We start from the raw sequence: 12,327 nt of genomic DNA, 5'->3' as shown, positions 1-12,327 counted from the left end.
AGCGACGTGGCTACTTATACCCAGACCGCACCTGCCGGAACCCTTGAGGCTCCCGTAGTTCCTAAGTCCAAGGGACGCATTGTCGTCAACTGGATCACCTCCACCGACCACAAGACCATCGGGTACATGTACCTGATCGCGTCGTTTGTGTTCTTCTGCTTCGGTGGCGTCATGGCGCTGCTCATCCGGGCTGAACTGTTCGAACCGGGCATGCAGATCCTGCAGACCAAAGAGCAGTACAACCAGCTCTTCACGATGCACGGCACCGTTATGCTGCTGATGTTCGCGACGCCGCTGTTCGCTGGCTTCACGAACGTCATCATGCCGCTGCAGATCGGTGCCCCCGACGTCGCGTTCCCGCGGCTGAACGCACTGGCCTTCTGGTTCTTCCTCTTCGGCTCCACCATCGCGGTGTCCGGCTTCATCACCCCGCAGGGTGCGGCGTCGTTCGGCTGGTTTGCATACGCGCCGCTGTCCAACACGACGTTCAGCCCTGGCATCGGTGGTGACCTGTGGGTCTTCGGCCTGGCGCTGTCCGGCTTCGGCACCATCCTGGGCGCGGTCAACTTCATCACCACCATTATCTGCATGCGCGCTCCGGGCATGACCATGTGGCGGATGCCCATCTTCACCTGGAACGCCCTGGTGACGTCCATCCTCGTGCTGATGGCCTTCCCGCCGCTGGCTGCCGCATTGTTCGCGCTTGGCGCCGACCGCCGCTTCGGGGCCCACATCTTCGATCCGGAAAACGGTGGCGCCGTACTCTGGCAGCACCTGTTCTGGTTCTTCGGCCACCCCGAGGTGTACATCATTGCTTTGCCGTTCTTCGGCATTGTGTCCGAGATCTTCCCGGTCTTCAGCCGCAAGCCGATTTTCGGCTACAAGGGCCTGGTTTACGCGACCATCGCCATTGCGGCCCTGTCCGTGACGGTGTGGGCGCACCACATGTACGTAACCGGTTCGGTGCTGCTGCCGTTCTTCGCCTTCATGACGATGCTGATCGCGGTCCCCACCGGGGTGAAGTTCTTCAACTGGATCGGCACCATGTGGCGAGGATCCATTACATTTGAGACTCCCATGCTGTGGAGCATCGGCTTCCTCATCACCTTCCTCTTCGGTGGCCTGACCGGCATCATCCTGGCGTCGCCGCCGCTGGACTTCCACGTCTCCGACTCCTACTTCGTGGTGGCGCACTTCCACTACGTGGTGTTCGGTACGGTGGTGTTCGCGATGTTCGCGGGCTTCTACTTCTGGTGGCCCAAGTGGACCGGCAAGATGCTGAACGAGCGCCTCGGAAAGATCCACTTCTGGCTCCTGTTCCTGGGATTCCACGGCACGTTCCTGATCCAGCACTGGCTGGGCGTTGAAGGCATGCCCCGCCGTTACGCGGACTACCTGGTGGAGGACAACTTCACGTGGATGAACCAGTTCTCGACCATCTCCTCGTTTGTGCTGGGTGCATCCCTGATTCCCTTCTTCTGGAACGTCTACATCACCTGGCGCAGCTCCGAGCGCGTCGAAGTGGACGATCCCTGGGGCTTCGGCGCCTCGCTCGAGTGGGCTACGTCCTGCCCGCCGCCGCGCCACAACTTCACCTCGCTGCCCCGGATCCGTTCAGAGCGTCCCGCCCTGGACCTCCACCACCCGGAGCTCTCGCAGGTACATACCGTTGAATCGCCTGCACCCGCAGCAGCGGTGCTCGGTAACGCCGACCAGAAGGACACCGCCAAGTGAAAATCGAATCATGGATATTTGGAGCCGGAGCTTTCTTCTTCGTACCGGTTTCCCTGGTCTACGGTTTCCTGACCAACTGGCATGAGTGGGTCGGAACCCTCGGGATCCTCCTGGTGGGCGGTCTCTCCGGGATGATCGGCGGCTACCTTGGCTTCACCGGCAAGCGCATCGGGATGCGTCCCGAGGACCGGAACGACGCCGAGATCCACGAAGGTGCCGGCGAGCAGGGGCACTTCAGCCCCTGGAGCTGGTGGCCGCTGGTTCTGGGGCTTGCCTGTGCGGGCGGATTCCTGGGCCTCGCAATTGGCTGGTGGATCCTGTTCATCGCAGCCGGCCTCGCAGTCGTAGCCCTTGTGGGTTGGGTCTTCGAGTACAGCCGTGGGGACCACGCCCACTAGAAGCCGCCAGGCTTCAGCAATGATTTAGAAATTACGACGTCGGGTTCCACCTTCTGGTGGGGCCCGACGTCGTTCTTGTCCGTACGATTTCGCGTGGGGGAGTCCGCGGGGGAGTCGGGGGCCAATGCGCCCTGGGGGCGGCTACCTGGCTCCCTGTGACTCCAGAAGTTCTGCCAGTACACGGAGTGCCGCCGTGGCGTCGTGGTGACCGTCAGGGCCACTGAGGGCGGTCTCGGCGACTGAAAGCTCTACTTCGCAGCCGAACGGGAAGTCGGCAGTCATGACTTCCAGCAGGGAACGGGCGTCGACACCCTGGATACCGGCCTTGCGGATGGTCACAGGCAGTCCCGTTTCGGTCACTGCCCTGACGAACATCGCGGCGGGACGGGCATGCAAGCCGACGGAAGCTGACACAACGGCCTTATGCACTGGCAAGGGGTCTCCCATTTCCTGACGGCCCCCAAACCATCATCGCTGAATTTCCTGTCAAATATAGCGGGTTGGATGGCCGCGCGACCAAACAGGTGAAGCCGGTCACTTCGGAGCTGGAAGTGGTCTAGTCCAGCGGTATTGCTTGCCCTAAGCTTGGATAGTGAAAACTGAAGCAAGGGCTTACCTCCGTGGCTGATGCCCGAGGCGTTGCCGGTGAGATTGACCGCAGCAGCGGGATTGCCATCTACATCCAACTCAGAGAGATCCTGCGGGCCTACATCAGCGATTCCTGTCCGCCCGGATCCGCCCTGCCCTCGGAACGTGACCTTGCCCTACGGTTCGGCCTGGCCCGGATGACAGTCCGGCAGGCCATCGATGCGCTGGTCGGCGAGGAAGTCCTCGAACGGGTTGTTGGCCTCGGCACGTTCGTGCGGAAGCCCAAACTCGACCTTCAGGTGAAGCTCACCTCGTACAGCGAGGAGATGCAACGCCGCGGCATGATCCCGGCCGCCAAAGTCCTGAGCTTTGAACAGATCGGCGCCAGTGCCTTCCTGGCCCGTGAACTGCAGGTGGAGGAGGGGACGCCACTGGTCCGGTTCCGTCGGCTGCTGCTGGCGGACGGTGAGCCCATGAGCGTGGACGAGAACTTCATCCCGGCACAGCGGGTCCCGGGACTGCTGGACGGCGAGCCCCCAACATCGCTCTACAACGTGCTGAGTGAGCAGTATGGCCTCGTGATGGAGTGGGGGGAAGATATGATCGAAGCGACGGCTGCTTCCCCTTCGACGGCACGGTTGCTCAATGTCGACGTCGGCGCCCCCTTGCTCAAAATCCAGAGGCACGCCTTTGTTGCCCGGGCGATGGTTGACTACTCGGTTTCGTACTACCGTGCCGACCGATACAAGCTATGGGTACCGCTCCAGCGGCCGGGCGCGAGGCCTGCCCGTAACCAATCGCTGGGCTACCGGAACCACTAGTAGCGGGGCGGCAGCAGCCACACAGCGGCTGTCGCCGGCAACGGGAAAGGCCCGGTCCATGTGGACCGGGCCTTTCCCGTTGCTGCTATGAATGTTAGTGGCTGAGGCTCTTGGTTTCCTCGCCGGCCTCTACCGCAGGGGCGTGGTGGCCGTGGGCGGCCTCCAGTTCTGCAGGCGTGGCCGGTGCAACACGGTCCTCGAAGAACCACTTGGACAGGAATGCACGCTGCTTTTCCTTGCGCGTCACAATGCCGTGGTCGTTGGGGACCGCGGGCAGCGGCGAGGGTGATTCGAAGCCGACGAGCTTGTAGCGCTTGTATTCATCCAGGGGCGCGTGCACTTCGATGAATTCACCGTGCGGGAGACGGACAATACGTCCTGTTTCCCGGCCGTGGAGCGCGATCTCGCGGTCCTTGCGCTGGAGTGCCAGGGCTACTCGCTTGGCGACGACAAACGCGATGACCGGGCCGATGAAGAACAGGGCGCGGAGCCAGTACGTCACATCGTTCAGGGACACATGGAAGTGTGTCGCGATGAGGTCCGAACCGGCGGCTGCCCACATCACGCAGTACCAGACGAAGCCGGCGACCCCGATAGCGGTGCGGGTGGGGGCGTTCCGCGGACGGTCCAGGACATGGTGTTCGCGGGTGTCCTTGGTGATCCAGCTTTCGATCCACGGGTACATAAACATCACCGTGAACAGAATGCCGGCCGGCACCAGGGCAGGCAGCAGAACATTCAGCGTCAGGGTGTATCCGAAGATGACGTACTCGAAGTGGAAGTCGCCGATAACACCAGGCATAAGCCTCAGCGCGCCGTCAACAAATCCGATGTACCAGTCAGGCTGTGTACCGGCCGATACAGGGGAGGGGTCGTAGGGGCCGTAGTTCCAAATCGGGTTGATGGTGAAGAATGCCGCCATCAGGGCAATGACACCGAACACGATGAAGAAGAAGCCGCCGGCCTTGGCTGCGTACACGGGACCGAGCGGGTAGCCAACAACATTGCCGTCGTTGCGGCCCGGGCCGGGGTACTGGGTGTGCTTGTGCACCACCACCATAAAGAGGTGCAGAACGATCATCAAGAGGATCAGCGCAGGCACGAGCAGGATGTGCAGCATGTAGAGGCGGCCGATCACAGCCGTTCCCGGGAATTCCCCGCCGAAGAGGAAGAAGGAAATGTAGGTTCCAACAACGGGGATGGACTTGATAACACCGTCAATGATCCTGAGTCCGTTGCCAGAGAGCAGGTCATCGGGAAGGGAGTAACCGGTGAAGCCGGCTGCCATGGCGAGGATCAGCAGTACGCTGCCGACAACCCAGTTCATTTCACGCGGTTTGCGGAAAGCCCCGGTGAAGAAAACGCGCAGCATATGCACGCCGATCGACGCGACGAAGAGCAGCGCGGCCCAGTGGTGCACCTGACGCATAAACAGGCCACCACGGACGTCGAAGGAAATGTCCAGCGAGGAACTGTACGCAACGGACATTTCGACGTTCTTCAACGGCAGGTATGAACCGTCGTAGTGCGTCTCCGCCATGGAAGGATCAAAGAAGAAGGTCAGGAAGGTGCCCGAGAGCAACAGGATGACGAAGGAGTAGAGGGCGACTTCACCGAACATGAATGACCAGTGGTCCGGGAACACCTTGCGACCGAATTCACGCAGGATTCCTGATCCGCCAACTCGCGCGTCAACAAAATCAGTGATGCGTCCGGCTTTAGTCTTGGCGACGAAGGCGGGGGCTTCAGCTCTTGATGCTGCGCTCATGCTCATCACGCTCCCAGTAACTCGGTCCTACAGGTTCATTGAAGTCGCTGGTTGCGACCAGGTAGCCCTCGGCGTCCACTGCAATCGGCAGCTGCGGGAGGGGCCGGCTGGCCGGGCCAAAGATCACTTTGCACTCGTTCGTGAGGTCAAAGGTGGACTGGTGGCACGGGCACAGCAGGTGGTGCGTCTGCTGCTCGTACAGAGCAACGGGGCAACCGACATGGGTGCAGATCTTGGAATAGGCAACGATTCCGTTGTAGCTCCAGTCTTCGCGGCCCTCAGAGGGGTTCAGCGAAGCGGGGTCAAGGCGCATCAAAAGGACCACTGCCTTGGCTTTTTCGTTGAGCTTGCCTTCATGCAGTTCGTTAAGCCCTTCAGGAATTACGTGGAAGGCCGAACCGATGGTGACGTCAGAGGCCTTGATAGGTGTGCCGTCGGGGTCGCGGGTGAGGCGCTTGAGCTTGCCCTCCTGCGGTGCCCACATTGTGTGGGACAGCGCCCGGTCTGGGCGGGGGCCGAGGTCACCGAAAACCGCAATTGCGGGAAGCGGTGCCAGGGCCATGGCACCGAGCAGCGTGTTGCGGATGAGGGGGCGGCGCTTAATGCCGGTCTCTTCCACGATGTCATCCACAATCCGGACTGCCGCGAGGCGGTCTTCTTCGGTGCGGATGGGATGGCGCTCCTCGGAGACTTCATGGTCCGGCATGAGGGCCTTGGCCCAGTGCACAATACCGGTGCCGATGCCGAGCATGGCAAACGCGGTGCCAACGCCAAGCAGGGCGTTCTGCAGCCGGATGGTGGCGATGCTGGTGCCCTCGCCCAGGTCGATGGCGAAGTACGCCACCAGGAAGATCAGGGTGCCGACAACTGACGCGCCGAAAAGTACGGCGACCTGCCGTTCTGCACGCTTAGCGGCCTTCGGGTCCGTGTCGGCCAGGCGCAAACGGTGCGGGGGAATTCCAGGATCCTGGAACTTCTCCACCTCATTCTGACCAGCCGTAGCTACGGTGCCCGAGTGGTTCGGACTGCCGTCACTATGGTTGCCCATAATTCGCCTCATCCTTCTCTCGTCCCGGCGTCTGCCGGGTTAGTTTTCAATTTCAAACTGCTGACAGGGCAGCAGAAGTTCTTAAGTTTCCCGTTGCGCCTACGACGTCCGGGAAGTAAGCCAGATGGTAAACGCGATGATGACACCCAGGCCAGCAACCCAGACGAAGAGTCCTTCCGCGACCGGGCCCAGGGCGCCGAGATCAGCGCCGCCGGGGGAGCCGTTGGCTTCGATCTGCTTCAGGAACGTGACGATGTCGCGCTTGCCCTCGGGGGTGACGTTCGCGTCATTGAAGACGGGCATGTTCTGCGGTCCGGTGACCATCGCTTCGTAGATGTGCTTTCCGGAGACATCGGCAAGGGCGGGAGCGAACTTGCCGCGGGTCAGTGCTCCGCCGGCGGCTGCTGCGTTGTGGCACATCGCGCAGTTCACACGGAAGAGCTCGCCACCCTTGGCGGCGTCACCCTGCTCATCAAGCAGGTGTTCTTCAGGAATTGCCGGGCCGGCTCCCAGGGAAGCTACGTAGGCTGAAAGCTGGTGAGTCTGCTCGTCGTTGAACTGGGCCGGCTTTTTGTAAGCCTGCGGACCGTTCATCTGCATGGGCATCCGGCCGGTACCGACCTGGAAGTCAACCGCTGCAGCACCGACGCCGACCAGGGAAGGGCCATCTTGGCTGCCGCTAGCACCCATGCCGTGGCAGGTAGCGCAGTTTGCTGCGAAGAGCTTTTCGCCCTCGGCGGTGTCATTGGCGCTGAAACTGGTGGTGGATGCCTTGGCCTGGTTGACGGTTGTGGCAACGGCGTACAGCCCACCAGTGATGAGGAGACCCATCAGTAGCAGCGCGATTACTGCGAGTGGGTGACGCCGCTTTTGCGAGAGAGCCTTCACGTGGTGGTTCCTTTATTCGATCGTGCGCCGGCTCCGTGAGCCGCTTCTTGAAATTCTGCCTCTTGTAGAAAAGGAATCAAAGCTTGACTACTTCAGTACGTAGATGACCAGGAAGAGGCCGATCCAGACAACGTCCACAAAGTGCCAGTAGTAAGACGTGACGATCGCCGAAGTTGCCTCGAAGTGGCCGAACTTCTTTGCTGCGAACGAGCGTCCGATGATGAAGAGGAAAGCTATGAGGCCGCCAATGACGTGCAGGCCGTGGAAGCCGGTGGTCATATAGAACGCTGAGCCGTACGCGTTGGACGAGAGCGAAACGTGTTCTGAAACAAGCATCGCGTATTCGGTTGCCTGGCCGGCGACGAAGAACGCACCCATGATGAAGGTCAGTGTGAACCATTCGTTCATGCCCCAGCGGGAGAACTGGAACGGACCGCCTGTTTTGCGGGGCTGCAGCCGTTCGGCGGCGAAGACGCCCATCTGGCAAGTAAAGGAACTGGCCACGAGGACGATCGTGTTGACTAGCGCAAAGGGGAAGTTGAGCTTTGCTGTCTCTTCAGCCCACATCTGTCCGCTCGTGGAGCGCAACGTGAAGTACATGGCGAAGAGACCGGCGAAGAACATCAACTCACTGGACAGCCAGACTACGGTTCCAACAGAAACCATATTGGGGCGGTTCAGCGTGGGGTGCGCCGGGGTACTGGGGGCATGGGTCGCAGATGTCACATAGACATTATGTCTATAAAAGTCCGTACTTCCCAACGCGAACCGCCTTTTCGGGGGACTTTTTCTACAAAGACGCGAAATCACCGGGAAAAGTTCCCGGCGGCGTTCACATTGGTCAGGTCCGGGGTGGCTCGATAGCATCAGAAGGTGACTTCTCAGGCAACCGCGCCCGCGGACAGCAACACTTGGCCGCGGCTCATATCGGCCCTCATCAACGGAACTGACCTCACGGCGGGCAACACCGCGTGGGCGATGGACAGAATCATGTCAGGGGAGGCCACCCCCTCGCAGATTGCCGGATTCCTGGTTGCCCTCAGCGCTAAGGGCGAAACCGTGGACGAAATCTCGGGCCTGGTGTACGCGATGCTGCGCCACGCAACACCAATCGACATCCCCGGCGAGAAGCTGGACATTGTGGGTACTGGCGGTGACCAGCTAAATACCGTCAACATTTCCACCATGTCCGCCCTCGTCGCCGCGGGCGCTGGAGCGAAAGTGGTCAAACACGGCAACCGGGCAGCGTCCTCGTCCTCCGGATCAGCCGATGTACTCGAAGCACTCGGGGTCAGGCTCGACCTCCCGGTGGCCCAGGTGGCACGCAACGCGGGTGAGGCCGGGATCACTTTCTGTTTCGCCCAGGTATTCCACCCGTCTTTCCGTCACACCGCCGTGCCCCGCCGGGAGCTCGCCATCCCCACCGCTTTTAATTTCCTGGGGCCGCTGACCAACCCGGCGCGGGTACAGGCATCCGCCGTGGGCGTGGCGAATGCCCGGATGGCACCGCTGGTTGCGGGCGTCCTGGCGAAGCGCGGCAGCCGCGGCCTGGTTTTCCGGGGCAACGACGGGCTGGACGAACTGACCACAACGGGTCCCTCCACCGTTTGGGAAATCCGTGAGGGCGCGGTCGTTGAACTGAATTTTGAACCGGCCGCGCTGGGCATCCGTCCCGCGACTGTGGAGGAACTCCGTGGCGGGGACGCCCAGGCGAATGCCGCCGTCGTACGTGATGTCCTTGCCGGCAAAGCCGGCGCAGCGCGGGATGCCGTGCTGCTTAACGCGGCCGCTGGACTGCTGGCCTTTGATGAATCGGCCGAGGCCCCGTTCCTGGAGCGGATGCGTTTGGCGCTTGCCCGGGCCGCGGAATCCATTGATACCGGTGCCGCGGCGGCGGTCCTCGATAAGTGGGTTGCGCTGACGCGGCCTTGACCCGACTACACAAAAGACGGGGCCCGGCTGTGAAGCCGGGCCCCGTCTTTTCCGGGAATTGGTCCTACTGTTCGAAGCCCAGCGCGAATGCCGCGTCGAGATCGTGCTGGGAATAGGCGCGGAACGCAATGTGTGTGGTGGTGTGAACCACCGCGGGGACCTTTGACAGCTTGTCGGCGATGACGTCAGCCAGGTCCTCGTGCCGGGCGACGCGGGCAACGGCGATCAGGTCCCATTCGCCTGTCACGGAATAGACCTCGCTGATGCCGGGGATCGCAGAAATTTCCTCGGCGGTTTCCGGGATGCGGGCGGCGTCGGTCTTGATCAGAACGAATGCGGTGATCACTGTTCAATCCTTCCGGATCTGTTCGCCGTAGCTGTGCCCGGCAAGACTCTATGGTGATGCCAGCCTATTACATGGGCGGTGTCCATCATGTCTGTCCCAGGGGGCGAGGCCTGCAGCGGTGTCACGACTTTCGAAACCTGCGCACCAGTGCAAGAAGTGCCCGGTAGCCCACCAGGAAGAGCCCCAGGCTCAGGAGCGCAACAATCACGAAGGCGACGACCACGGTTTGTCCCGTCAGCGCCCTCAGGATCATGCCGCCGGCTAGGGCTCCAAGCCAGACCACGACGCCTGTCGCCATGGACAGTGGACGCCGCCAGGCCCGTCCCGCAAACCAGGCGATGGCAGCCCCAGCCAGGAACGGCCATGCCGTGAGGAAGACACCGGTGACGATGTCGCCGCGCTGGTGGGCATCCCGGCCGATCGCCGCGAAGACCAAAATCAGGAAGGCGTCTGACATGGCGGCGGCAATAATGGCCTGCCGTGGGGCTTTGGTGGACTGTTTGGTCTCGGAATTCATGGCTTCGAGCCTAACCCGGGGAGTGCGCCAGCCCGGTCCGGATGCTTGCCGGGGTACGGGGGATTATGGAAGATGGGTGGGACAGCGGTGCTCATCACGCGGGAGGCACAGTGCATCTGATCCAGGTGGCCCAGCAGGCACATGACCTCCAACGGGCCGCTGAGTTCTATTCACAGCTGCTGGGGGTGCAACCAGCGGCGATCTACGACCCCCCGGGACTGCTGTTTTTCGATTTGGATGGCGTTCGGCTCTTGCTGGAACGCGGCGCGCCGTCGTCGGTCCTCTATTTGGAGGTGGAGGACGTCCGGAGGAGCATCAGCGCCCTGCAGGGCAGGGGAGTGGAGGTAATTGCACTGCCGAAGGTGATCTTTCACCATGACGACGCTGCCCTGGGTCCGGCAGGAACGGATGAGTGGATGGCCTTCATCCGCGACTCGGAAGGGAACACAGTGGGGCTGGTCAGCCGGCATCTCCCGGCTGTGCCTGGAATGGTCCCGGGCTAGGCTCTAGGGTGTCCAGCGCCGGGCTTATCTGACAATGAGGTCGTTGCCGTAGCCTGAATCACATTTGCCGTCGTGGATCACACCTGACCCCGGGGCCACGACGTAGTTCTTTGCAGGGTCGAAGACCACCTCAAAGACCCCCGTGACGGTTCGCGTGCATTCGCGGACAAAGGACGCACTTTCCTCTTGGCCGCCGATCCACATGTCAATCCACAGGGAACCAGCACCGTTTTTGTCCGCGCCGACGTGGCATGGTCCCTTCTCCGGAGCCGGTCCGTCTCCACAGGAGTCTTCCACGATGAAGTAGCGCCGCACATCGGGCAGGTAGATCCGGGTGCCTGCGGGGATGTCAAGGACATCCTCCCCGGTCGCTTTGGAATGCCCGACGGCGAGGGTAACGGGATCCTCATAGGTTCCAGTTCCGCCGGCCTCGTTATGCACCACGGGGTGGCTGATCGCGGGCGACCCAGCAGGAGTGTTGTCGTACCACGTATAGGCGGTGACAAAGACCTTCGAATCGTCTTTTTCACCGGCTGTCCGGGGCGACGACGGGCTGACGCAGGCGGCAGTCGCCAGGACGACACAGACTAATCCTGCTGCCGAAGGGAATCTTCTGTGCATTCCTGGCCTCCTCGAATTGTTCGTGCCATCTCCCGGCAGCCAGCTCAGTGCGATCCCGGGGCCGTTCCTAGGGCTGACGCGTCAGCGAGTTGGACAACATCTCCGCGAAGGTGCCGGGTTCCTGCTCAATGCCGCTACAGTCACTGGCTACGCTGCTGTGCGGTTGACCTTGGCCCGGGGAATTGCAGGCAGCGTCCCTGTTCAGGGACCACATCGACATCCGGCCGATGCCGCGCTCCAACGCGAAGCTGTTCAGTCCCTCAGCATCCGCCAGGGTAAAGACGTTCCCCTCGACATCGTTGACGCCGATCATCGGCGTGAGCCCGATCTTGTTCCATAGGGCAGCAGCGTCGAGGGGTCTGCCTGCCGTTGCGTACAACCCGTCCAGCCTCCGGTGGGTAGCCTCGGCGGCGGCCACCGCAGCGTCAAGCATGGTTTCGCCGGGAGCGAGCGGGCCGAAGTTCATGGTCATGATATTCACGCCGGCGAGGTCAACACCGGACTCAAGCATGGTTTCCACGGAGACCACGGCTGCGGGCGTGAGCCCTTCCCGCGAGACAGGAAGCGTCAGCCAGACCTTGAGAGGTTTATCAGGAGGCCGCTCGGCCTGAAGGCGCGCCGCTGCCGTTGCGCGTCTCTTCACCGCTGCATAGTCGGCAGCACCTGCACCTTCGATGTCGAGGTCCACGGTGTCCAGTCCGTACCTGCTGATGACTGATGTGTAGGCGCGAACCAAGGCATCACCGTCGGTGCAGGCTGCGGCCAGTTCTGTACCCCGTTGCCCGCCGAAGGAGACTGCGACGTCGTTGCCTGCCGTGCGGAATGCGTCCAGCCGGGAGTCGAGAGCCAGCTTGTCGCTGGCCCGGTCAAGATCATAGAAGCCGCCCCAGACAGGCTCGCATGGCCGGGCGGGATCTGAGCTGATAAAGGAGAGCACCGTTGTTACCCTTCCCGGCGAAGGTAGTTCCTGTGGAGGGAGGCTTGGGAACAGTGTGACGTCGAGGTAGCCGCCGAACCAACCAGGCCTGATGGCGCTTTGAGTTACCTCCACCTCCCGGCCGGGTCCGTCCGGCGGCGTAGAGCCGCAGGCGGCCAGCGTAAGAACTGCCATCAGGATCGTGAGGTTCCTTCCCGGCCGGTCGGATGTAGGCATGTGCTGCTGC

At 61.9% G+C, this 12,327-nt stretch carries 14 protein-coding genes; 5 read left to right on the top strand and 9 right to left on the bottom strand.

What is annotated here, in order from left to right; translation table 11 throughout:
- Window positions 1–6: 6 nt before the first annotated feature.
- Complete coding sequence (gene ctaD, locus ACZY0Q_RS02885; protein WP_463914454.1) at window positions 7–1,734, top strand: aa3-type cytochrome oxidase subunit I; 1,728 nt, start codon at window positions 7–9, stop codon at window positions 1,732–1,734.
- Window positions 1,731–2,132, top strand: coding sequence for a cytochrome c oxidase subunit 4 (locus ACZY0Q_RS02880; protein ID WP_463914451.1), 402 nt, complete (start codon window positions 1,731–1,733; stop codon window positions 2,130–2,132). Before ctaD ends, ACZY0Q_RS02880 begins: the two co-directional genes overlap by 4 nt.
- A gap of 141 nt (window positions 2,133–2,273) precedes the next feature.
- Here the strand turns inward: ACZY0Q_RS02880 and ACZY0Q_RS02875 are convergent, their stop codons facing one another.
- Window positions 2,274–2,567, bottom strand: coding sequence for an HPr family phosphocarrier protein (locus ACZY0Q_RS02875; RefSeq protein ID WP_463914448.1), 294 nt, complete (start codon window positions 2,565–2,567; stop codon window positions 2,274–2,276).
- Window positions 2,568–2,752: 185 nt separating this feature from the next.
- Here ACZY0Q_RS02875 and ACZY0Q_RS02870 point away from each other — a divergent pair, with 185 nt between their 5' ends.
- Complete coding sequence (locus ACZY0Q_RS02870) at window positions 2,753–3,541, top strand: GntR family transcriptional regulator (RefSeq protein WP_463914445.1); 789 nt, start codon at window positions 2,753–2,755, stop codon at window positions 3,539–3,541.
- A gap of 94 nt (window positions 3,542–3,635) precedes the next feature.
- Here the strand turns inward: ACZY0Q_RS02870 and qcrB are convergent, their stop codons facing one another.
- The 4 genes from qcrB to ctaE all read right to left on the bottom strand — a co-directional run bounded on the left by qcrB (window position 3,636) and on the right by ctaE (window position 7,971).
- Window positions 3,636–5,309 (bottom strand): cytochrome bc1 complex cytochrome b subunit, encoded by a 1,674-nt coding sequence (qcrB, locus tag ACZY0Q_RS02865; RefSeq protein ID WP_463914442.1) that lies wholly within the window; start codon window positions 5,307–5,309, stop codon window positions 3,636–3,638.
- A complete protein-coding gene (gene qcrA, locus ACZY0Q_RS02860) occupies window positions 5,287–6,357 on the bottom strand; it encodes a cytochrome bc1 complex Rieske iron-sulfur subunit (protein WP_282331366.1) in 1,071 nt (356 codons plus the stop codon). Before qcrA ends, qcrB begins: the two co-directional genes overlap by 23 nt.
- 99 nt (window positions 6,358–6,456) lie before the next feature.
- Window positions 6,457–7,245 (bottom strand): cytochrome bc1 complex diheme cytochrome c subunit, encoded by a 789-nt coding sequence (gene qcrC / locus ACZY0Q_RS02855; RefSeq protein ID WP_463914439.1) that lies wholly within the window; start codon window positions 7,243–7,245, stop codon window positions 6,457–6,459.
- 87 nt (window positions 7,246–7,332) lie between these two features.
- Window positions 7,333–7,971 carry an aa3-type cytochrome oxidase subunit III gene (gene ctaE / locus ACZY0Q_RS02850; RefSeq protein WP_205630599.1) on the bottom strand — a complete coding sequence of 213 codons (639 nt, stop codon included), beginning with the start codon at window positions 7,969–7,971 and terminating at the stop codon, window positions 7,333–7,335.
- 147 nt (window positions 7,972–8,118) lie between these two features.
- Here ctaE and trpD point away from each other — a divergent pair, with 147 nt between their 5' ends.
- On the top strand, window positions 8,119–9,177 hold the full coding sequence (gene trpD / locus ACZY0Q_RS02845; RefSeq protein ID WP_463914436.1) for an anthranilate phosphoribosyltransferase: 1,059 nt from the start codon (window positions 8,119–8,121) through the stop codon (window positions 9,175–9,177).
- A 64-nt stretch (window positions 9,178–9,241) separates the two neighbouring features.
- On the opposite strand, the gene ACZY0Q_RS02840 is transcribed toward trpD, so the two are convergent.
- Window positions 9,242–9,523 (bottom strand): Lrp/AsnC family transcriptional regulator, encoded by a 282-nt coding sequence (locus tag ACZY0Q_RS02840; RefSeq protein ID WP_056340053.1) that lies wholly within the window; start codon window positions 9,521–9,523, stop codon window positions 9,242–9,244.
- Window positions 9,524–9,644: 121 nt separating this feature from the next.
- Window positions 9,645–10,040, bottom strand: a complete 396-nt coding sequence (locus ACZY0Q_RS02835) for a DUF3054 domain-containing protein (protein WP_463914433.1) — start codon at window positions 10,038–10,040, stop codon at window positions 9,645–9,647.
- A 110-nt stretch (window positions 10,041–10,150) separates the two neighbouring features.
- On the opposite strand from ACZY0Q_RS02835, the gene ACZY0Q_RS02830 reads away from it, so the two are divergent.
- Window positions 10,151–10,543 carry a VOC family protein gene (locus ACZY0Q_RS02830; protein WP_463914430.1) on the top strand — a complete coding sequence of 131 codons (393 nt, stop codon included), beginning with the start codon at window positions 10,151–10,153 and terminating at the stop codon, window positions 10,541–10,543.
- A gap of 24 nt (window positions 10,544–10,567) precedes the next feature.
- Here the strand turns inward: ACZY0Q_RS02830 and ACZY0Q_RS02825 are convergent, their stop codons facing one another.
- The gene (locus ACZY0Q_RS02825) at window positions 10,568–11,164 is read right to left on the bottom strand and encodes a hypothetical protein (protein WP_463914428.1); all 597 of its coding nucleotides are present in this window, start codon (window positions 11,162–11,164) and stop codon (window positions 10,568–10,570) included.
- Between the two features lie 67 nt (window positions 11,165–11,231).
- A complete protein-coding gene (locus tag ACZY0Q_RS02820; protein WP_463914426.1) occupies window positions 11,232–12,275 on the bottom strand; it encodes a chitinase in 1,044 nt (347 codons plus the stop codon).
- Window positions 12,276–12,327: the final 52 nt, after the last annotated feature.

The sequence above is a fragment of the Pseudarthrobacter lactosi genome, assembly GCF_055412785.1.
The sequence above is the reverse complement of the archived record's forward strand: the minus strand, read 5'-3'. Positions and strand labels throughout refer to the sequence as shown.